Source organism: Uliginosibacterium sp. TH139 (assembly GCF_002855595.1).
GTDB classification, from domain to species: Bacteria; Pseudomonadota; Gammaproteobacteria; order Burkholderiales; family Rhodocyclaceae; genus Uliginosibacterium; species Uliginosibacterium aquaticum.
The window spans coordinates 712,190-732,669 of sequence record NZ_PKRR01000001.1 but is presented as its reverse complement, the minus strand read 5'-3'; the positions used below and the strand labels follow the sequence as shown (position 1 = coordinate 732,669).

Sequence of the window (20,480 nt, the reverse complement as noted above, 5' to 3'; positions counted from 1 at the left end):
GAACTCCATGAAAACAACCATCGCCTTCCGCCTGCTCCTGATCGTCATCTTCTCAGCCATCACCGCACTGACGGTCGGTCTGGTCGGCATGCTGGCCACGGGTTCGCTGACGGACTCCTTGCGCAAGGTCCAGTCGGTCACCGTGCCACAAGTGGACGCCCTGCATCGGATCATCGGCCAGTCGCTGCGCGTGCGCGTTCACGTGTACAACCATGCCCGGGCCGAAACCACCGAGGAGATGGACAAGATCGAGAAGGCCATGACCAAAAGCATGGCTGTGCTGTGGGAAGAGGTGGAAAAGTACGAGAAGCTCGTCTCCGACCCGAAGGACCGGGAGATGCTGGAGGTCGACAAGGAGAGCCTCAAGGTCTTCGAAACCTCTCTGGCTCCGGCCGTTGCACAGAACCGCAAGAACATCCCGAGCGACCCCGACTCAGTAAAACTGATCAATGCCGTCGTGAAAACCTCGGCCGATGCCGCTCGCAGCCTCAACGCTCACTATGAGCAGTTGAAGAAAGACATCGAAGCGGATCGCACCGCAGCCGAAGCTGCGGCGAGCCGCCACCGTAACATCTCGTGGGCCGTCATCATCATCGGCGTGGGCCTGATTGCCACCTTTGGCCTGCTGCTGGTGCGTAGCATTCGCAGCACACTGGAGGGCGTGCAAGGCGCCATCACCCGTATCGAACGCGAGCGCGATTTCCGCATCCGCGTACCGGAAAGCGGTCAGGATGAGCTGAGCCAGATGGGTGCCAGTCTGAATCGTCTGATCGGCTCCATGCAGAACAACCTCCAGCACATCGGCCAGAACGCTGAGGATGTGGCCAGCAAATCACGCCACATGGCGGGCACCGCCCAGCAGGTATCCATGTCCTCCGGCCAGCAGAGCGAATCCGCCTCGGCCATGGCTGCCGCCATCGAAGAGCTGACGGTCAGCATCGGTCACATCGGCGACCGTGCCTCCGAAGCCAACCAGCTCTCGCAGGAATCCGGCCGACATGCTCAGGAAGGGGGCCAGATCATCGGCCAGACCGTGCAGGACATCCACGAGATCGCCAGCACCGTGAATGAAACCAGCTCGCGCATCCGTATCGTCGAAGCCGAGAGCGACAAGATCTCTTCGGTCGTGGCGGTGATCCGCGAAGTGGCCGATCAGACCAATCTGCTCGCCCTGAACGCAGCCATTGAAGCCGCTCGTGCTGGCGAACAAGGCCGCGGTTTCGCGGTTGTGGCTGACGAAGTGCGCAAGCTCGCCGAACGCACCGCCAACTCCACCCGCGAAATCACCACCATGATCGATGGCGTGCGCAACGGCGCCAAGGACGCGGTCAACAGCATGGCGATTGCAGTGGATCGCGTCAGCGTTGGCGTGACCCGCGCTGAAGGCGCCAGCCAGGCCATCGCTCGCATCAGTGAAACCAGCGGCCAGGCAGTGGAGATGGTGCGCGAGATCACCGACGCCATCCGTGAGCAAAGTGCGGCCAGCCACAGCATCGCGCAGCAGGTCGAGCGCATCGCCCAGATGGCTGAAGTCGGCAACGAAGGCGCCGCCCTCAGCGCCAATGCAGCCCACGAGCTCGATGCACTGTCCGCCTCGATGCAGCAGATCGTGCAAACCTACAAGCTCTGACGAGAACGCGCTTCAAAAAAAAGGGCCGCCCAAGTGATTCAGGCGGCCCATTTTATTTCAGCAAAATCCCAGCACCAATGCGGCCAAGACTCAATCGACAAAGTCGGCCCCGCTGGAGCCGGAATCAGAGCTTGTGATAGACCTCAGCGCCCTTCTTCACGAACTCCACCGACTTGGTTTCCATGCCCTTCTTCAAGGCGTCGATCTCGCTGATGCCTTGAGCGGCGGCGAAATCGCGCACATCCTGGGTGATCTTCATCGAGCAGAAGTGCGGGCCGCACATGGAGCAGAAGTGGGCGACCTTGGCGCCTTCGGCGGGCAGGGTTTCGTCGTGGTAGCTGCGCGCGGTGTCCGGGTCGAGGCCGAGATTGAACTGGTCTTCCCAGCGGAATTCGAAGCGCGCCTTGCTCATCGCGTTGTCGCGGATCTGGCTGGCCGGGTGGCCCTTGGCCAAGTCTGCGGCGTGGGCGGCGATCTTGTAGGCAATGATGCCGGCTTTCACGTCGTCCTTGTCCGGCAGGCCGAGGTGTTCCTTCGGCGTCACGTAGCAAAGCATCGCGCAGCCGTACCAACCGATCTGCGCCGCGCCGATGGCGCTGGTGATGTGGTCGTAGCCGGGAGCAATGTCGGTGGTCAGCGGGCCGAGCGTGTAGAACGGGGCTTCGTCGCACCATTTCAGTTGCAGGTCCATGTTCTCTTTGATCAGCTGCTGCGGCACGTGGCCGGGGCCTTCGATCATCACCTGCACGTCGTGCTTCCAGGCGATTTGCGTCAGCTCGCCAAGGGTCTTCAATTCGCCGAGCTGGGCTTCGTCGTTGGCATCCCAGATCGAGCCGGGGCGCAGGCCGTCACCCAGCGAGAAGGCAACGTCGTAGGCCTTCATGATTTCGCAAATCTCTTCGAAGTGCGTGTAGGTGAAGTTTTCCTTGTGGTGCGCGAGGCACCACTTGGCCATGATCGAACCGCCACGCGAGACAATGCCGGTCATGCGGTTCGCGGTCATCGGCACGTATTTGAGTAACACACCGGCATGGATGGTGAAGTAGTCCACGCCTTGCTCGGCTTGCTCGATCAGCGTGTCGCGGAAGATTTCCCAGGTGAGGTCTTCGGCCTTGCCGTTCACCTTTTCCAGCGCCTGATAAATCGGCACGGTGCCGATTGGCACGGGCGAGTTACGCAGAATCCATTCGCGGGTTTCGTGAATGTTTTTGCCGGTGGAGAGATCCATCACCGTGTCGCCGCCCCAGCGGATGCTCCACGTGAGCTTGTCGACCTCTTCCTGAATGCTCGACGACACGGCGCTGTTGCCGATGTTGGCGTTGATCTTGGTGAGGAAGTTGCGGCCGATGATCATCGGCTCGCTCTCGGGGTGGTTGATGTTGTTCGGGATGATGGCGCGGCCACGGGCCACTTCATCACGCACGAACTCGGGCGTGATCACCTCCGGAATCGCCGCACCGAAGCTCTGGCCGGGATGACGGCGGCCCATGAAGGCGGCCATCTTCTCGCCGGTCGGGCCGGTGGCTTTCAAGGATTCGATGTAGGCGGCGCGGTTCAGATTCTCGCGGATCGCGATGTATTCCATCTCCGGCGTGATGATGCCTTTGCGCGCGTAGTGCATCTGGCTCACGTTATGGCCGGGTTTGGCGCGGCGGGGCTTCCTCTGCAGGTTGAAGCGCAGCTCGTCGAGCTTGGGGTCGGCTTCGCGGGCGCGGCCGTATTCGCTCGTCATTCCGTCGAGCTGCTCGGTGTCGTTGCGCTCTTCGATCCATTTGGCGCGCAGCGCGGCGAGGCCCGAACGCACGTCGATCTTGGCGGCGGGGTCGGTGTAGGGGCCGGAGCAGTCGTACACATAGATCGGCGGGTTCTTCTCGCTGGCACCACTGCCGCTATGGCTCATGGAGGTGTCGCTCTGGGTAATCTCGCGCATGGGCACGCGGATGTCTTCACGCGATCCAGTGAAGTAGACCTTGCGGGAATTCGGCAGCGGGGCAATCGCGGCTTCGTCAACCTGAGCCGATGCGGCGACGAATTGTTCTTTGGCGTTCATGGTGCTTCCTCTCAATGGGCAAGGCGAGGAAGCGGGCGCAGCGGGGCGCTGCACTCGCCTTCCCTACGCCGGCATGACCCGGATCAGGTTCCAAGGGTGTTTCTCACCGTCCGCAAAGCATTGGACGGACCCCCGGCGAATCCGGCCACCTTACTGAAAAGGCGCGCGCAGGGCAACCCGGCAGCGCACCGGGGCATTCAAGCCCTCTGGCAACAGCCCCGGCCGGCACCGCCGTTCATCCTGCCGCTTCAAGGCTTTCACCCTGGCTGCCGTTAGCACTGGCTGGACCTGTATATCCGTGAGGACCGGGCATGGCCCCGTTTCGCCTTTCCTGCTCTCTGCTATGTTTGCCTGCCTTGGCCGCTTGCAGCCTGCTGGCCGACAAACCCGAGCCGCCGCCGGCGCCTCCCCCTGCGCCCGCCCCGCAAGTAATCGTCGAGCCGCCCCCACCGCCACCTCCGCCTGCACCCACCAAGCCAGTCACCAAAGCCAAGCCTGCCCCCAAAAGCAGCAAGGTCAGCAGCAAACCGTCAACGCCTGAGGCCGCACCGAGTGCGGTAGCGCCCGCCACCAGCGCCAAAGCCGTCACGCGCAAAGCTGCCGCGCCGATTCAGGGCCCAGACTGGCTGCAATACTGCAGCGCCCGCCAGCAAAGCCCTACCGGAATCCTGTGCGATGCCAACACCCTGCTCGCTCAGCCCTCAGCCAAGGTTCAGGTCTACGTTCGCGAAGCTGCGCTGGTACGCGATACACCTAGCGGCAGGATCCAGCTACGCGAGGGGCTACCGCGCCTGTATCGCTTCTTCGTGATTCCTTGAGAGTCACGCCTCGGTTTGCTTCCGCCCCCAAGTAACGGATAATTCGCGCCCATCTCCGCTGTACCCGGCCTGATCTGATGACTTCTCCCGCCCTTGCTTTCGACTCAAGCACCTTCCGCCGCACCCTGGGCATGTTCGCTACAGGGATCACGGTCATCACCGCACAGGCCAAAGATGGCAGCCTGGTAGGGCTGACCGCAAACTCCTTCAATTCGGTGTCGCTGACCCCGCCCATGATCGTGTGGAGCCTGGGCAACAACAGCGGCGTGCGCGAGGTGCTGGAGCACTGTGAGTATTACGCGGTAAATGTGCTCGCCGACGATCAGGAAGCTTTATCAAATCTCTTCGCCAGCAAGGCGGCAGACCGTTTCGCTGGCGTGGACTGGGAGCCGGGGCTGGGCGGAGCACCAGTACTGGCCGGCTGCGCAGCCGTGTTCGAAGTACGCAACAGCCTGCGCTACCCGGGCGGAGACCATGTGATCTTCATTGGCGAGGTGGCGCGTTGCGATCGTTCTGAGCGGGAGCCCCTGCTGTTCTTCAACGGCCGCTATCGCAAACTTGCTGCGTTGTAGAAGTCAGCCAGCGGCAAAGCAAAGAGCCAGCCCCCTGATGGAAGCTGGCTCTTGTCGTATGAAGTGAGCGGCTTTTCGCACGGGGCTCCTGGCATCGCCGCCTGGCCGGCCCCGCACAGCCGCTCTCATGCTTTTACGGCCCGGATCGGCCCGGCTTGAGGGCAAACCCCGATCAAGCACTCATTTCTGGATCAGTACCTGATGCGGCACTGCAGCGGGCCAGCCGGCCTGCGTAGCAACTTCCAGAATCGCCTTGTTGGTATCGAAATACACCTGCCAGTAATCGTCGGTATGGCAGTAAGGGCGCACCACCAGCTTCACCCCGGCTGGATTGAACTCGAGGATCTCGACATCCGGCGCCGGCTTGTCCATCACATTCGGGATCTGCGCCACCCGAGCCTTGAGCAGGCTGATGGCATTAAGTGGATCAACGCCGTGGGCCAACTGAGCGGTGAGATCAACGCGGCGAAAGTCATTGCTGCTGAAATTCACGATGTTGTCGGCAAACAGCTTGTTGTTGCCCACCACGGTCCGTACGTTGTCCGGTTGATCAATCGTCGTAGCAAACATGCCGATTTCATGCACCGTACCGGTGATGCCGGCGGCGGCAATGAAGTCGCCCACGCGCAGCGGGCGCAGCAGGATCAGGAAGACTCCCGCCGCGAAGTTGGCGAGCAGGCCCGACCAGGCCATCCCGATAGCCACGCCGGCGGCCGCGATGATAGCGGCAAAGGAGGCCGTTTCCACACCGAACAGGCTCAGGATGGCGATCACCAACAGCACGCGCATGCTCATACCGATGGCGGACTCCAGATACTCGATCAGCGTGGCATCAAAACCGCGCGCATCCATGCCGCGCCGGGACAACAGCTTGACGCTCTTGATGATCCAGCCACCGATGACCCACAGCACGACGGCGCCGACGATCTTCCAGGCAAAGGGGACCAGGTTCTGCAGGATGATGGCCGGCAGTTGGGTTAACAGGGTTTCGTCCATGTTCTTCATTCTCCGTGAGGGCAGCAACAGGCTTGCTTGCCGAAACGATACCCGTCCCCCCTGCGGGCTGTCGTTTCCATTTGTGCCCCCAAAACCCTGCACAGCGTTCTAAACGCAGGCAGGAAGGGCTTTTCAGGACTCTCCGCCCGAAAGGGCAAGCGCCTCTGCAGCCAGCAGCTCGCGCTGCCAGAGCTCCGGCGTGAGGATCCTCAGGCGCTCGCGAAAGGGCGATTTGCGGGCGAGCTTGAGCAGCAGCTTGTCGCGCGTCAGAAGCAGGTCAGCCTCACCCAGCCAGGCCAGGGTAAGGAACTTCTGGTCATCGCGGTCCTTGCAGCGCGGCAGTGCGTCGAGCTCTGCCAGACGCGTGTCATCCGGCTCCGGCAGGCAACGGGCTGCCTGAGCGTAAGTCGCGTAAATCTGCGCACGCTGTGCAGGCTCAATGCGGAACTGGACATAAGCCAGCACGCGCGCCAGTTCATCGAGGCAGTCGGCACGCGTGAGCAACTCGACAGCGCTGGTTCCGACCCAGTCAGCCAAGGTGGCAAGAGCCGGATCACGGAAGTGCCACAGGGCCATCACCACGTTGGTATCGATTACCACGCGCAGCCGGTGGGAGGAAGGCAAAGAAAAGGGCATGCCCGGATCTTACTACGCGCTCCGGACAGCCCCTTCAATCAGGCCTCAGCGCAATGCGCCAGATACTGACGGATCGAGTTTTCCGCCGAGAATCGCGCCAGCTCCCTGTCACCCACATGCGGATAGTGAGCAAGCGCTTCATCGATGCGGACGGCCAGCGCCAGGTGATCGTTGCGCGCACACAGGAAAGGCGACAGTCGCCCGGTGAGGATCTCACTCGGCCCGGTCGGACAATCAGTACTCACCACCGGGGTGCCCAGAATCAGGGATTCAATCAAGACGGTGGGCAGGCCTTCACTATCGGAAGACATGGCAAAGAGTGCAGCGTGCTTGATCCACGGGTAAGGATTGGTCTGGAAGCCGGGCAGCAATACCTTGTCCTGCAGGCCCAGACTCGCGACCTGCAGCGCAATCTGCTCACGCCAGTTTTTTTCCGCCTCCGTGTAAGCATCGCCGATCAGCACCAACTTGTGGCGCTGGCAGGCATGGCTGTCGCAAAAGGCGCGCAGGAGCAGATCCTGCCGCTTGCGGGCGGAAAAACGCGCGGCATACACGATGTAGGGACCATCGACGGGTGGCTGGTACTCGCGGGCCAACTGCCGGATCGCCTCAAAATCAAAGGGGTTGTAGATGGTCCGGATCGAGTGCGGGTGCACACCTACTTCATCGACGATATCGCGCTGCAGGGCGTCAGATACCGTGATGATGTCGCGCCCGCCATAGGTCAGATGAAAGCGGATACGCCATTTGAGCGTGCGGAACAGGCGCTTCAGCCCACTCTTGTCGCCGATCTTTCCTCGCAGGTACTCCACCATGGAGTTGCGATAGCGGATATACACATGCGGCAGGCAAGCCAGACGCGAAATCCGGTCGGCATCCTCTGCATTCGAGATGAAGAAATCGAAGCGACGGCCATCTGCCTCGATCTCAGCCACGCAGCGCCGCAAGCGCCAGGCCAGCATGAGTTTTTCCAGCGCCCGGATGGGGTTCAGCCTTCCGGCAGGGGCTAACGCATGCAGCTGGACCCCATCGGGCACGCGATGCTGGATCTGATCATGCGCAAGGATGATATGCACCTCATGCCCTTGCCGGCGAAAGCCTTCTGCCAGGTTCAGCACCACGCGTTCGGCCCCACCACCTATCAGGGAATCGATCAGCAGGCCGATGCGCCGCGAAGGGCCATCCCCGGCAAGTGTTTGATGCACTGCTTGCTGCCGACGGCCGGCTATCTCTGTAGCCCGGCCCGAGTGGCTCTGCTGATGCCGGAAAGTCAGCTGCGGGAAAGAAGGAAGGGTCAACATGATTTTCTCTTTTCGGGGGAGCGGTTTGTGCATCGCACAAACCATGGCAGCGCCATCGGCGCACGCCCTGAATTCTTGAGAAAATTTTCACCATTTTTCGATACCCGTCAGCCCCCCAGATGCCGTGTTCCCGATCCCCATAAAGCCCGCAAGTACAGCTCCAGCACCACACACCGGCGCCGTAGACCTGACAGTCAGCCCGGACTCCCCAACATGCCTCAGCCCCCGGCCTCTTCCGCCCCGCTTCACCCCCCCGCCAGCCTGCGTCAGCTGAGCGTACTGCTGGCCGTCTGGACCTTGCTGGTCGCGGTATCGCTGGCGCTGAGCATCAGCCGCATCCAACAGCACGCGCATGACTTGATGCTGGAAGGCGCACGCAACGTGTTTCGCACCATCGTAGCGGCACGCGCCTGGAACGCCTCAAGCGGAGGCGTATATGTTCCCGCCAGTGAGCAGAATCCGCCCAATCCCTTCCTGTTCAGCCCTAGCCGCGATCTGCACACCGACAAACTGTCGCTCACCCAGATCAACCCTGCCTACATGACTCGCCAGATTGCTCATCAGGCTAGCCTGCAAGGCACGCTGAAAATCCACATGACTTCATTGCGTGTCCTTCGCCCGGAGAACAGCCCGGACAGCTGGGAAAAACAAAGCCTTGCGCGCCTTGAGCAGGGCGAACTTGAAGTCGGGGAGGTCGTAGAACGCGCAAATGAAGGAAAAGAATTCCGGTTCATAGCGCCACTGTTTGTCGATAAAACCTGTCTGGGCTGCCACGCTCACCAAGGCTATGCCATAGGCGATGTGCGCGGCGGCATCAGCATCAGCCAACCTTGGCAGGACTCCGCCACGCGCAACCAGATCATCCACAGCAGCCTGCTGCACGCCCTGGTCTTCCTGCTACTGGCGGGTGGCAGTCTGCTGGCACATCGGTCGCTGGCAAAACGCTGGGCGCAGACCGAACAGGCCATGTCAGGCCTCATGCAGGCCGAAAAAATGGCCTCGATGGGGCGTCTGGTGTCCGGCTTCTCTCATGAGCTGAACACCCCGCTGGGGGTGGCGATCAGCGCCCTCTCGCACCATGAGCATTGCCTCGACGACTTCGGGCACCTGCTCCAGCGGGAGGAGGTGCCGGAGCAGGAGATCCGCGCCCTGCTCACCGACATGCGTGAAAGCGGCCAACTCGCCCAGTCCAACCTGCGCCGGGCCGCCAATCTGGTCAGCGGCTTCAAGCGCTCATCCACCGACATCGAACGTGAAGACATCCGCAGCTTCAAGCTGCGCGAGATCGTTGACGAGGTGCTGCAGACCCTGAGCAACGTATATAAGAAAACCGCCCGCATCGAGCTTGATTGCCCACCAGAACTCGCCATGACCAGTGTCCCGGGCCTGCTCGACCAGATCTTCACCAATCTGATCGTCAATAGCGTCACCCACGCCTTCGGGCCCGAACGAAGCGATGGCCACATCCGCATCGCGATCGACAGCGACGGCGCCGGACAAATCCTCATCAGCTACGCCGACGACGGCAAAGGCATGCCCCCCGCAGTCCAGCGCCGCATCTTCGAGCCCTTCTTCACCACCCGTCAGGCTCAGGGCGGCACCGGTCTCGGTCTCTACATCTGCTACAGCCTGGTCACCGAGCGTCTGGGCGGCAGCATTCGCTGTGACAGCCTGCCCGGCGCCGGCACCCACTTTTTGATCCGCCTGCCCCAGCACACCCCCACCGCACCTTCGGGCGAGACACCATGAGAATCATCAAGGATGCCATCCAGTTCGAAGCCGAACGCGCCACGCCCGCCAGCCCGACAGCCAAGCCGCTCTACACCTGGAAGCTGCTGGTCGTGGATGACGAACCGGACGTACGCGCCGTAACCCGCCTCGGCCTGCGCAATTTCACCTTCGCCGAGCGGCCGCTCGAATTCATCGAAGCCAGCTCTGCCAGTGAGGCCCTGCAGCGCCTCGCCGAACATCCGGACATCGCCGTGGCGCTGGTGGACGTGGTGATGGAAACCGAGGATGCAGGGCTGCGCCTGGTCGAGAAGATCCGCAACGAACTCGGCAACAAGCTCATTCGCCTGGTGATCCGCACCGGCCAGCCCGGAGCCGCCCCCGAACGCTATGTGATCGACCACTACGACATCGACGACTACAAGGACAAGACCGAGCTCACCACCACCCGCCTCTACACCACGGTGCGCAGCGCCCTCAAATCCTATCGCGACCTCTGCGCCATCGACATCAACCGTCTCGGCCTGGAGCGATTGCTACAGGCCGCGCCGGACATCTACCGCCTGGCCAACGTCTCACTGCAGGAGTTCTTCTCCGGCGTGCTGACCCAGGTCGTCGGTCTCTGCCACCTCTCACCGGACTCCTTCATCTCCACCATCGAAGGCGTGATCGCCACGGTGGAAAGCGGCGAGCAGGCGGTGCATGCCGGTACCGCCCCCTTCATCGCCAGCGGGCGCTTCCATGCCATTCATGAACAATGCCGCAAGGCCGTGCTCGCCGGGCAGGATCCCACGGATCTGCCCGGCAACGCCTTCATCATCCCGATCGTGATCCATGGCCAGGCCGAGGGCTACATCTACATCGAACCCACCCTGCCGCTCTCCGATGACGACAAACGCCTGATCCGCCTCACCGCCCAGCAAAGCGCGCAATCGCTCGAAAACCTGCGCCTGCACATCGATCTCGCCAACGCCTTCCGCTACGCCATCGACATGCTGGCCGAAATCGCCGAGTTCAAGGACAAGACCACCGGCCGCCACATCGAACGCATCGCCACCTATACCGAGAAAGTCGCACTGGCGATGGGCTGCTCGCGTGCCGAAGCCGAGCACATGGGCATCTCCAGCCGCCTGCACGATGTCGGCAAGATCGGTATTCCAGACGACATCCTCGGCAAGCCCGGCAAACTCGACCCGGAGGAAGTTCGCATCATGCAGCACCACGCCAGCATCGGCGGCAGCATCCTCGGCCACGACAAGGCACTCGGCCTCGCCCGCAGCATTGCCACCAGTCACCACGAACGCTGGGATGGCTTAGGGTACCCGGCTGGCATTCGCTCTGCTGAGCTACCGCTGGCGGTACGCATCGTCAGCGTGGTCGACGTCTTCGATGCGCTGGTCAGCCATCGCCCCTACAAAACCCCCTGGCCACTGCCAGAAGCCCGCGCCGAGATTCTCGCCGGCCGTGATATCCAGTTCGACCCACAGGTCGTTGATGCCTTCTTAGGCTTGCTCGATCAGGGGGTATTCGCAAACATGATTGCGGAAGCAAGCCACCCGCCAGAAGGATGAGCCCCGCGAGGCAGAACCGCCCAAGTCGCCGCCGCCGGACACAAGCCCGTATCATCCAGCGATGAATGAAGACTTTCTCTGGCAGGCCTGGTGCGATGGCTGCGCCCGCCCCAACCCAGGCCACATCGGCCTCGGCGCCATATTGCTGGGGCCGCAAGGCGGCCGTCATGAACTCTCCGAGCGTAGCCCCCACACCGGCTGCAACAACGAAGCCGAAGCCCGTGCTCTGCTCGCCACCCTCAAACTGGCCCGCGCGCTCGGCGCAGCACATCTGCAAGTGCAGTGCGACAGCGACGTGGTGGTACGCCTCGCTCAGGACGCCGAAACCACCGAAGCGGCACGCCTGGCACCGCTCTTTGCCGAGATCCGGCAGCTTGGCGCCGAGTTCAGCCGCCTGGAATTGCGCTGGCTGCCTCAGCATCGCAACACCGCAGCCGACCAGCTGGCGCGTGCCGCACTGGGCTTGCCGCCACGCGCACCAGCCAAACCGGCGCGCCGCAAGCGCTGATCAGGCCGGCTTCTTCTTCACCGGCCGCACCCAGCCAGTAAAACTCAGCTGGCGGGCGCGACCGATCGTCAGCGCATCCGCAGGAGCGTTCTGGGTCAGGGTGGTGCCCGCTGCAATGGTCGCGCCCTTGCCCACCGTGACCGGCGCCACCAGCTGGCTGTCGGAGCCAATGAAAGCATCGTCCTCGATCACGGTACGGAACTTGTTGGCGCCATCGTAGTTGCAGGTGATCACGCCAGCGCCAATATTCACCCGGCTACCCACCGTCGCATCCCCCACATAGGCCAGATGATTGGCTTTGGAATGCGCGGCAATCTGGCTGTTCTTGATCTCCACGAAGTTGCCGACGTGCACATCCTCTGCCAGCACCGTGCCAGGGCGCAGGCGCGCATAGGGACCGAGCACCCCGGCCGCACCGATCACCGCCTCCTCGAAATGGCAGAAAGGTTTGATGACGCTGCCAGCCCCCACCGTCACGTCCCTCAGCACGCAATGCGCCCCTACGCGCACACCGTCAGCCAGCTCCACGCGGCCTTCGAACACGCAACCCACGTCGATCTCCACATCGCGACCGCACACCAGCTCACCGCGGATGTCGATGCGCGCCGGGTCCAGCAGGGTCACGCCGGCTTCGAGCAGGGCATCGGCCTGATTGCGCTGATGGATGCGCTCCAGCTCCGCGAGCTGGGCCTTGTTGTTCACGCCGAGCACTTCCCACTCGTGCTCGGGTTGCTGGGCAACGACCTCAACGCCATCAGCCACGGCCATGGCAATCACGTCGGTCAGGTAATACTCGCCCTGAGCATTATTATTCTGGAGGCGGCCCAGCCAGCCACGCAGCATGGCGGTGGGCGCACACAGGATGCCGGTATTGACTTCCCTGATGGCCTTTTCGGCCGCAGAGGCATCTTTCTCCTCTACGATGGAAACGACGCGGTCATTCACGTCACGCACGATGCGGCCATAGCCCTTGGGGTTGGCCAGTGTCACCGTCAGCAAGGCCACGCGGGAGCTCCCCGCCGCGTCCACCAACGCCTGCAAGGTGTTGGCCCGGATCAGCGGCACGTCGCCATAGAGCACCAGCACCGCACCTTCGTCGCCCAGCAAGGGCATGGCTTGTTGCACAGCGTGACCGGTGCCCAGTTGCTGCGCCTGCTCTGCCCACAGGATATCGGGCGCAGTCAGCGCAGCCCGTACCTGATCACCGCCATGGCCGTACACCACGCACAGCGCCCGGGGCCCGAGCGAACGCGAGGTCGCCAGCACATGCCCGAGCATGGGCTGGCCGGCAATCGGCTGCAGCACCTTGGGCAAGCGTGAATTCATGCGTTTGCCTTGTCCGGCGGCCAGAATCGTGATTTGCATGGTTCGGAAAGCGCGTGCGCGCAGTAGCGAAATGGAAGGGCGGAATTCTAGCATCGGCCGCTTTGCGCCCTCTTTTGCGGCAGCGCGGCAAGATTCCGCGGACGATTTGATGATCGTCACCAAAAGGGCAGGTCTCGATAGTTAACATTGATGCAAGAGGACGAAGCTCATGGATAGCACCAATACACCGCTCGAAACACTGGAGAACATCACTTACGACGAGATCAAGGTCGGCGACAGCGCCACCCTCTCGCGTACCGTGCGTCGTGAAGACATCCAGCTCTTCGCCATCGTGTCGGGTGACGTGAATCCCTCTCACCTTGACGATCAGTACGCCAAGGACAGCCCCTCCGGCGAAGTGACCGCCCACGGCATGCTCTCCGGCGCCATCATCTCGGCGCTCCTCGGCAACAAGTTCCCGGGGCCAGGCACGGTCTATGTCGGGCAGAACCTGCGTTTCAAGGGCCTGGTGCATATCGGCGACACCCTCACGGTAAAGCTCAGCTGCGCCGAAAAGAATGCGGACAAGAAGCAGCTGATCATCGCCTGCAAGGTCACCAATCAGGATGACGAACTGGTGGTCGAAGGTGAGGCCACGGTAGCCGCCCCCACTCAAAAGATCCGCCGCTCGCGCGCAGCCCTGCCGGAAGTCACCATCACAGACCAGCAGCGCCGCTACGACGAGTTGCTGGCCCAGAGCGCCGGCCTGCCAGCCATCAAGGTGGCGGTGGCCCACCCCTGTGATGCCGAGTCGCTCAAGGGCGCTCTGCAAGCCATGCACGAAGGCCTCATCGTGCCTTGGCTGATCGGCCCGGAAGCCAAGATCCGCAAGGCTGCCGAACAGATCGACCAAAGCTTGGACGGCTGCACGATCATCAATACCGAACACAGCCTGGAGTCGGCCGAGCGCGCCGTTGCTCTGGCGCGGGCCGGCGAAGTCGACGCGCTCATGAAGGGCAGCCTGCATACCGACGAGCTGATGAGCCAGGTGGTCAACAAACTCACCGGCATCCGCACCGCACGCCGTATCAGCCATGTTTTCTTCGCCGACGTCCCGCGCTATCCTCGCCCGCTGCTGATTTCGGATGCCGCCATCAACATCCAGCCCGAGCTGGCCGACATGGTCGACATCGTGCAGAACGTGATCGACGTGGCCCACGCCATCGGGATTGCCAAACCACGCGTAGCCCTGCTCTCTGCCGTGGAAACCATCAACCCGAAGATTCCTTCGACGCTGATCGCCGCCGCCCTGTGCAAGATGGCCGACCGCGGCCAGATCAAGGGCGGCGTGCTCGATGGCCCGCTGGCCTTCGACAATGCCGTGTCACCTTTTGCCGCGCGCACCAAGGGCATCGTCTCGGAAGTCGCAGGCAATGCGGATATCCTCGTGGTGCCCGATCTGGAATCAGGCAACATGCTTGCCAAACAACTCGAATACCTCGCCGGCGCGCTGCTCGCTGGCGTCGTGGTGGGTGCCCGTGTGCCCATCGTCCTGACCAGCCGTGCGGACAAGGCAGAAGCCCGGGCCGCATCCTGTGCCATCGTCAAACGTCTAGTAGCCCACCGCCTCGCGGCGGCAACCCTGTAAGTCGGAGAAAGAAACAATGAAGTCCCTCCTCATCATCAACGCCGGCTCTTCGAGCCTCAAGTTCGCCGTATTCAATCTGCCCCTGGTCAAGGACGCTCCCTCGGTCTTCCGCGGTCAGATCGACGGCATCGGCGCCAACACCCAGTTCGTGGCCAAGGATATCGACGGCAAGACGCTGCTCGACACCATCATCAAGTCGCCGGAAGGTACCGAGCTGGAAGCCCAGCAGGAGCTGGCCCTGACCACCCTGCTCAACTGGGTTGAGGAACAGAAGGTCGAGCTGGCCGCAGTCGGTCACCGCGTACTGCAAGGCGGCGAGAAGTACAGCGCCCCGGTGGTGGTTACCCCGGAAGTGTTCAAGGTCCTCGAAACCTTCATCCCGCTGGGCCCCCTGCATCAGCCGCACAACCTGCGTCCGATCCGTGTACTGGCAGCCAAGTACCCGAACCTGCCGCAAGTGGCCTGTTTCGATACTGCCTTCCACCGCACCCAGCCGTGGCAAGCCCAGACCTACGCGATCCCGCGCAAGATCACGGCCGAAGGCGTCAAGCGCTACGGTTTCCACGGCTCCTCCTACGACTACATCGCCCGCCAGCTGCCGGAAGTGATCGGCGACAAGGCTCACGGCTGTGTGATCGTGGCACACATGGGTAATGGCGCTTCGATGGCGGCCATGCGTGACGGCAAGTGCGTCGCCACCTCGATGGGCTTCACCGCCATCGAAGGCCTGATGATGGGCACCCGCACCGGCTCGATCGACCCGGGCGTGCTGCTGTACATGATGGACCGCCACGGCTACGGCCCGAAGGAAATCTCCAACTTCCTGTACAAGGAATCGGGCCTGCTGGGCGTTTCCGGCATCAGCCAGGACATGCGCACCCTCGAAGCCTCCGATGCACCGGAAGCCAAGGAAGCACTGGAACTGTTCTGCTACCGCGCAGCGCGCGAAATCGGCTCGCTGATGATGGCCGCCGGCGGCCTTGAGGCTCTGGTGTTCACCGGCGGTATCGGTGAGAACTCGCAGTTCGTGCGCAACAAGGTCATCGGCTACCTCGAATGGATGGGTGCCAAGCTGGATCCGGAACTGAACAAGGTCCGTGGCAAGGCGCACTGCATCCACACGGCTGACTCCAAGATTGCCGTCGCCGTGATCCCGACCAACGAAGAATGGATGATCGCGCACCACACCACCTCGCTGCTGGGCCTCTAAGCCCTTGGCAGGATCGAAAAGGCCATCTCCGGATGGCCTTTTTCATTGCAGCACCCGTAGCACCGGCTTTCCCCCTACATAAAAAAAGGCTCACCATGGAACACAAGATCGTGACGTTCGGCGAGGTGCTACTGCGCCTCACCCCACCCGGCTATCTCAAGCTGTCGCAGACCAACATGTTCGCCGCCACCTTCGGCGGCAGCGAAACCAACTGTGCGGTATCACTGGCCCACTTTGGCCTCAAAAGCGAGTTCGTAACCCGTTTCCCGAAAAACGACATCGCTGATGCCTGCCTTGCCGAGTTACGCTCGCACGGCATTGAAACCGCCAACATCGTCTTCGGCGGTGAACGCCTGGGGCTCTACTACTACGAAAACCCGGCCTCCCAGCGCGTCTCGAAAGTGGTGTATGACCGCGCCAACTCCTCCTTCGCCACCCTCCAGCCGGGCATGATCGACTGGCGCAAGGTCTTCCAGGGCGCCACCTGGTTCCACTGGTCCGGCATCGGCCCCGGCCTGAGTCAGGACATTGCGGACGCCACCTTCGAGGCCATCCGCATAGCCAAGGAGCTGGGGCTCACCGTGTCTTGCGACCTGAACTACCGCAAGAACCTGTGGCAGTTCGGCAAATCCGCACAGGACGTCATGCACCCCATGCTCGCGCTGACCGACGTGCTGTTCGGCACGGGCAGCGAATACAAGGTGGTGTATGGCGTTGAGCCAGTGGCTTTCAAGGCGCGCAGCGCCGAGGAGAGTATCGATCTAGACCGCTATCAGCGCTTCTTCGAAGCAACCAGCGCCAAGGCCGGCGCCGACAAGAAGCTGTTCCTTGCGCTGCGCAACACCCTGGATGCCAACCATCACATATTCACCGGCCTGGTCTGGGCCGACGGCAAGATGATCAAGGCCCGCACCCACGCCATCGAACACGTGGTGGATTGCGTCGGCGTGGGCGACGCCTTTGCGGCCGGCATGATCTACGGCTTGATCAACTACCCCGGTGACGATGCCTCGGCGCTGGAGTTCGCCGTCGCTGCCGGCACACTCAAGAACACCATCTATGGCGACTTCAACCTCGTTTCAGCAGAAGAAGTCGTGGCCTTGATGCAAAGCACAGGTGGCGAAAGCATCTCGCGCTAAGCACGCCTCGCCCAACAAAAAGGCCATCCGTGGCGGATGGCCTTTGTCCTTGCAGCCCCTGCCCGGATCAGGGCGTTTCGGCCTTGGCGTTAGCCTGCTTCTCAAGCTCGGCGTCGAGCACGTCCCACACTTCGTTCTCTTCCAGCTCAACATGCTTTTCCAGCATGTGCACGAACTCAACCAGCATCTCGGTGCTCGGATGATCCAGCGCCCGCTCCATGGCCCGCATCTGCTCGTGCTGGGCGAATACCTCGTCGGCCAGCGCCCCGTAGCCTGCCTCACGCAGCATCGGCAGGGCGTAACGCTCCTCCTCGACGAAGTGCGGCTCCAGATCCGACACAAAAACCTGGCGCACACGGCGGGCTATTTCCGGGATGTCCGCCTCGCTCTCAGGACTGGCGCTACGCACCGCGGAAACGAAATGCATCACCGCCTGATGCTCCTGGGCCAGATGCTTGAGGCGAAGGCTAAGCTTTCTCATGAGTCTGTCTCTCTACTCTGCTGATATGGGTATGGGATCTGCCGGCAGGCATTTTTTATCTTCGCAGCTAATCACAACTTGCCTGCAAGCCCGTTGACTCCAGTCAATCCCGTGAAACGCGCAGTCCTGCAAATGCAGCCGCAGGGCACGCACGGAGCTCGGTTACACTCGCCATTCTGCCCTTTCTGCCGCGCCACAACCATGTCTGATACGCCCGCTACGATTTACCTCAAGGACTACACCCCGCCGGCCTTCCTGATCGACACGGTGGCGCTGGATATCGCCATCCACACGGGCTTCACGCGGGTACAGGCCCGCCTCGCCCTGCGTCGCCAGGCGCCAGGCAGTGCCAGCGCGCTGGAACTCGACGGCGAGGAGCTGGAACTCGAGGCACTACGCGTGGACGGCGTGGCGCTGCCGGCCGAATGCTATCGCATCGAGGGCGACAAGCTGTGGATCACTGATCTGCCAGACGTGTGCGTGCTCGAAAGCGTGGTGCGGATCGCGCCGGACCAGAATACCCAGCTTTCCGGCCTGTATCGCTCGAAAGACGGCTACTTCACCCAGTGCGAGGCGCAGGGCTTCCGCCGCATCACCTATTACCCGGACCGCCCGGACGTAATGGCCAAGTTCGTCTGCCGACTCTCTGCCGACAAGACAAGCTTCCCGGTCCTGCTCGCCAACGGCAACCCGGTCGCCAGTGGCGACGAGGAGGGTGGCCGCCACTGGGCCACCTGGGAAGACCCCTTCGCCAAGCCGGCCTATCTGTTCGCCTGCGTGGCCGCCAAGCTCGATGTGCTGGAAGACTTCTACACCACCACCTCCGGCCGCCGCGTGCGCTGCGCCGTGTATGTGGAGCCGGGCAAGCTGGATCAGTGCGATCACGCGATTGCCGCGCTGAAGAAATCGATGAAGTGGGACGAAGACGTGTTCGGTCTGGAGATGGATCTGGACCATTACATGATCGTCGCAGTGGGCGATTTCAATATGGGCGCGATGGAGAACAAGGGCCTCAACATCTTCAACACCAAGTACGTGCTGGCCCGCCCGGACACCGCCACCGACACCGATTACCAGAACATCGACCGCGTGGTCGCCCACGAGTATTTCCACAACTGGACCGGCAACCGCGTGACCTGCCGCGACTGGTTCCAGCTCTCGCTCAAGGAAGGCCTCACCGTTTTCCGCGACCAGCAGTTCGGCATGGACGTACACTCGGCTGGCGTGACGCGCATTCAGGAAGTGCGCACCCTGCGCGCCGCACAGTTCCCGGAAGACGCAGGCCCCATGGCCCACCCGATCCGCCCGGAGAGCTACGCCGAGATCAACAATTTCTACACCGCCACGGTGTATGAAAAAGGCGCGGAAGTGATCCGCATGATCCACACCCTGATCGGCAAGGAAGCCTTTCGCAAGGGCATGGATCTCTACTTCGCTCGCCACGATGGTCAGGCCGTGACTTGCGAGGACTTCGTCGCGGCCATGCAGGATGCTTCCGGGCTGGACCTCGCCCAATTCAAGCGCTGGTACTCGCAGGCCGGCACGCCGCGCCTCATCGTGCGCAGCGAGTTCGATGCCGCTGCGCGCCGCTACACCTTGCATGTCGAGCAGCAATTCGCGCCTACGCCTTACGAAGCCCGCTTGGAGAAGGAAGGCCTCGCCCTGCCGCGCGGGCCTTATCACCTGCCCATCGTGCTGGGCCTGCTGGATGCCGATGGGCACGCCCTGCCGCTGCAACTGGCGGGCGAAGCGGCACCGGCCGGCACCCAACGCACTCTGCAGCTGCGCGACACCAAGCAGAGCTTCGTGTTCGAAAACGTAGCAGCCGAACCCGTGCCCTCACTGCTGCGCGGTTTCTCAGCGCCGGTACTGCTGGACTATCCCTACACCACAGCACAACTGGTGCACCTGATGGCTTATGACGGTGACGCCGTCAATCGCTGGGAAGCTGGCCAGCGCCTCGCCACCGAGATCCTGCTCGCGGGTGCGAAAGCGGTGCAGCAAGGTCACAGCGGCACCGACTGGATCCCGCTGGATTACATCCATGCCATGGCGCGCCTGCTCGGTGCGGCATTTGTCGAAGGCGGCGATCCGGCGCTGGTCGCTGAAGCCCTGATGCTGCCGTCCGAAAACGTGCTCGCTGAACAAATGGAAGTGGTCGATCCGGATGCGCTTCACGCCGCCCGCCTCTCCCTGCGCCACACCCTGGCGCGCGAACTGCGCGAAGCCCTGCTTGCCGCGTATCTGGAGCTGAAGATTGACGCGCCCTACTCACCCGAGGGCGAGCAAGCCGGCAAACGCGCCCTGCGCAACGCCTGCCTCGGCTATCTGGCCGAACTGGACGAGCCGGGCGCGCAGGCGCTGGTGATCGGCCATTTCGAGCAGGCCGGCAACATGACGGACAGCATCGCCGCGCTCGCCGCCGTGGCTAATCTAGACATCCCGGCGCGCCACGTGCTGCTCGACAGCTTTTACTCAAAGTGGCGCGATGAGGCGCTGGTGGTCGACAAATGGCTGCAGGTGCAGGCCACCTCGCGCCTGCCCGGCACCACGCAGGATGTGCGCGCCCTGATGGCCCATGAAGCCTTCGACATCCGCAACCCGAACAAGGTGTACTCGCTGGTGCGCGCCTTCTGCGCCGCCAATCCGAAGCACTTCCACGCCGCTGATGGCAGCGGCTACCAGCTCGCCGCCGACGTGATCCTGCAGCTCGATGCACTCAACCCGCAAGTCGCCTCGCGCATCGCGCGCTGCTTCGATCGCTGGAAGAAGTTCGACGCTCAGCGCCAGCACCAAGCCCGCACCCAGCTCGAACGGGTTCGCGCCCACGACGGCCTGTCCAGCGACGTGGCCGAAGTCGTCGGCAAGGCACTGGAATGAGGAGAAT

General features: G+C 62.5%; 16 protein-coding genes and 1 riboswitch. Of the genes, 10 read left to right on the top strand and 6 right to left on the bottom strand.

Features of this window, described 5'->3' with window-relative positions:
- Positions 1–7 precede the first annotated feature (7 nt).
- Positions 8–1,630, top strand: coding sequence for a methyl-accepting chemotaxis protein (locus C0V76_RS03400; protein ID WP_101940923.1), 1,623 nt, complete (start codon positions 8–10; stop codon positions 1,628–1,630).
- Between the two features lie 124 nt (positions 1,631–1,754).
- Here the strand turns inward: C0V76_RS03400 and thiC are convergent, their stop codons facing one another.
- Positions 1,755–3,680, bottom strand: a complete 1,926-nt coding sequence (gene thiC, locus C0V76_RS03395; protein ID WP_101940922.1) for a phosphomethylpyrimidine synthase ThiC — start codon at positions 3,678–3,680, stop codon at positions 1,755–1,757.
- Positions 3,681–3,722: 42 nt separating this feature from the next.
- Positions 3,723–3,824: riboswitch (TPP riboswitch) on the bottom strand.
- 167 nt (positions 3,825–3,991) lie between these two features.
- Here thiC and C0V76_RS03390 point away from each other — a divergent pair.
- Together C0V76_RS03390 and C0V76_RS03385 are read left to right on the top strand one after the other, a co-directional pair.
- Complete coding sequence (locus C0V76_RS03390) at positions 3,992–4,498, top strand: hypothetical protein (RefSeq protein ID WP_101940921.1); 507 nt, start codon at positions 3,992–3,994, stop codon at positions 4,496–4,498.
- 77 nt (positions 4,499–4,575) lie between these two features.
- Positions 4,576–5,070: a flavin reductase family protein gene (locus C0V76_RS03385; protein ID WP_101940920.1), complete on the top strand. Its 495-nt coding sequence runs from the start codon at positions 4,576–4,578 to the stop codon at positions 5,068–5,070.
- A 180-nt stretch (positions 5,071–5,250) separates the two neighbouring features.
- Here the strand turns inward: C0V76_RS03385 and C0V76_RS03380 are convergent, their stop codons facing one another.
- From C0V76_RS03380 to C0V76_RS19475, 3 genes are all read right to left on the bottom strand, one after another.
- Entirely contained in the window at positions 5,251–6,066 is an 816-nt protein-coding gene (locus C0V76_RS03380) for a mechanosensitive ion channel family protein (RefSeq protein ID WP_101941043.1), read from the bottom strand.
- 132 nt (positions 6,067–6,198) lie between these two features.
- Complete coding sequence (locus C0V76_RS03375) at positions 6,199–6,702, bottom strand: putative toxin-antitoxin system toxin component, PIN family (protein ID WP_101940919.1); 504 nt, start codon at positions 6,700–6,702, stop codon at positions 6,199–6,201.
- A gap of 38 nt (positions 6,703–6,740) precedes the next feature.
- The gene (locus tag C0V76_RS19475) at positions 6,741–7,907 is read right to left on the bottom strand and encodes a glycosyltransferase (protein WP_158239131.1); all 1,167 of its coding nucleotides are present in this window, start codon (positions 7,905–7,907) and stop codon (positions 6,741–6,743) included.
- Between the two features lie 309 nt (positions 7,908–8,216).
- Here C0V76_RS19475 and C0V76_RS03365 point away from each other — a divergent pair, with 309 nt between their 5' ends.
- The 3 genes from C0V76_RS03365 (at position 8,217) to C0V76_RS03355 (ending at position 11,810) form a co-directional block, all read left to right on the top strand.
- On the top strand, positions 8,217–9,752 hold the full coding sequence (locus C0V76_RS03365) for an ATP-binding protein (RefSeq protein WP_158239130.1): 1,536 nt from the start codon (positions 8,217–8,219) through the stop codon (positions 9,750–9,752).
- On the top strand, positions 9,749–11,302 hold the full coding sequence (locus tag C0V76_RS03360; RefSeq protein ID WP_101940917.1) for a response regulator: 1,554 nt from the start codon (positions 9,749–9,751) through the stop codon (positions 11,300–11,302). Before C0V76_RS03365 ends, C0V76_RS03360 begins: the two co-directional genes overlap by 4 nt.
- 61 nt (positions 11,303–11,363) lie before the next feature.
- On the top strand, positions 11,364–11,810 hold the full coding sequence (locus C0V76_RS03355; protein WP_101940916.1) for a ribonuclease HI family protein: 447 nt from the start codon (positions 11,364–11,366) through the stop codon (positions 11,808–11,810).
- Here the strand turns inward: C0V76_RS03355 and glmU are convergent, their stop codons facing one another.
- The gene (gene glmU, locus C0V76_RS03350) at positions 11,811–13,175 is read right to left on the bottom strand and encodes a bifunctional UDP-N-acetylglucosamine diphosphorylase/glucosamine-1-phosphate N-acetyltransferase GlmU (protein ID WP_101941042.1); all 1,365 of its coding nucleotides are present in this window, start codon (positions 13,173–13,175) and stop codon (positions 11,811–11,813) included.
- 169 nt (positions 13,176–13,344) lie between these two features.
- Between glmU and C0V76_RS03345 the strand changes: the two genes are divergently transcribed.
- The 3 genes from C0V76_RS03345 to C0V76_RS03335 all read left to right on the top strand — a co-directional run bounded on the left by C0V76_RS03345 (position 13,345) and on the right by C0V76_RS03335 (position 17,112).
- Positions 13,345–14,763 (top strand): bifunctional enoyl-CoA hydratase/phosphate acetyltransferase, encoded by a 1,419-nt coding sequence (locus C0V76_RS03345; RefSeq protein ID WP_101940915.1) that lies wholly within the window; start codon positions 13,345–13,347, stop codon positions 14,761–14,763.
- A 16-nt stretch (positions 14,764–14,779) separates the two neighbouring features.
- Positions 14,780–15,973 carry an acetate/propionate family kinase gene (locus tag C0V76_RS03340; RefSeq protein ID WP_101940914.1) on the top strand — a complete coding sequence of 398 codons (1,194 nt, stop codon included), beginning with the start codon at positions 14,780–14,782 and terminating at the stop codon, positions 15,971–15,973.
- 95 nt (positions 15,974–16,068) lie between these two features.
- Positions 16,069–17,112, top strand: a complete 1,044-nt coding sequence (locus tag C0V76_RS03335) for a sugar kinase (RefSeq protein WP_101940913.1) — start codon at positions 16,069–16,071, stop codon at positions 17,110–17,112.
- Between the two features lie 67 nt (positions 17,113–17,179).
- On the opposite strand, the gene C0V76_RS03330 is transcribed toward C0V76_RS03335, so the two are convergent.
- Complete coding sequence (locus C0V76_RS03330; RefSeq protein ID WP_101940912.1) at positions 17,180–17,593, bottom strand: hemerythrin domain-containing protein; 414 nt, start codon at positions 17,591–17,593, stop codon at positions 17,180–17,182.
- Between the two features lie 201 nt (positions 17,594–17,794).
- Between C0V76_RS03330 and pepN the strand changes: the two genes are divergently transcribed.
- Positions 17,795–20,473 (top strand): aminopeptidase N, encoded by a 2,679-nt coding sequence (gene pepN / locus C0V76_RS03325; RefSeq protein ID WP_101940911.1) that lies wholly within the window; start codon positions 17,795–17,797, stop codon positions 20,471–20,473.
- Positions 20,474–20,480: the final 7 nt, after the last annotated feature.

Excerpts from the sequence above, each read along its gene's own strand:
- C0V76_RS03355 (WP_101940916.1), top strand. The coding sequence starts at position 11,364 with ATGAATGAAGACTTTCTCTGGCAGGCCTGGTGCGATGGCTGCGCCCGC.
- C0V76_RS03360 (WP_101940917.1), top strand. The coding sequence starts at position 9,749 with ATGAGAATCATCAAGGATGCCATCCAGTTCGAAGCCGAACGCGCCACG.
- C0V76_RS03390 (WP_101940921.1), top strand. The coding sequence starts at position 3,992 with ATGGCCCCGTTTCGCCTTTCCTGCTCTCTGCTATGTTTGCCTGCCTTG.
- C0V76_RS03345 (WP_101940915.1), top strand. The coding sequence starts at position 13,345 with ATGGATAGCACCAATACACCGCTCGAAACACTGGAGAACATCACTTAC.
- glmU (WP_101941042.1), bottom strand. The coding sequence starts at position 13,175 with ATGCAAATCACGATTCTGGCCGCCGGACAAGGCAAACGCATGAATTCA.
- C0V76_RS03380 (WP_101941043.1), bottom strand. The coding sequence starts at position 6,066 with ATGGACGAAACCCTGTTAACCCAACTGCCGGCCATCATCCTGCAGAAC.
- thiC (WP_101940922.1), bottom strand. The coding sequence starts at position 3,680 with ATGAACGCCAAAGAACAATTCGTCGCCGCATCGGCTCAGGTTGACGAA.
- C0V76_RS03335 (WP_101940913.1), top strand. The coding sequence starts at position 16,069 with ATGGAACACAAGATCGTGACGTTCGGCGAGGTGCTACTGCGCCTCACC.
- C0V76_RS03340 (WP_101940914.1), top strand. The coding sequence starts at position 14,780 with ATGAAGTCCCTCCTCATCATCAACGCCGGCTCTTCGAGCCTCAAGTTC.
- pepN (WP_101940911.1), top strand. The coding sequence starts at position 17,795 with ATGTCTGATACGCCCGCTACGATTTACCTCAAGGACTACACCCCGCCG.
- C0V76_RS03385 (WP_101940920.1), top strand. The coding sequence starts at position 4,576 with ATGACTTCTCCCGCCCTTGCTTTCGACTCAAGCACCTTCCGCCGCACC.
- C0V76_RS03400 (WP_101940923.1), top strand. The coding sequence starts at position 8 with ATGAAAACAACCATCGCCTTCCGCCTGCTCCTGATCGTCATCTTCTCA.
- C0V76_RS03330 (WP_101940912.1), bottom strand. The coding sequence starts at position 17,593 with ATGAGAAAGCTTAGCCTTCGCCTCAAGCATCTGGCCCAGGAGCATCAG.
- C0V76_RS03365 (WP_158239130.1), top strand. The coding sequence starts at position 8,217 with ATGCCTCAGCCCCCGGCCTCTTCCGCCCCGCTTCACCCCCCCGCCAGC.
- C0V76_RS03375 (WP_101940919.1), bottom strand. The coding sequence starts at position 6,702 with ATGCCCTTTTCTTTGCCTTCCTCCCACCGGCTGCGCGTGGTAATCGAT.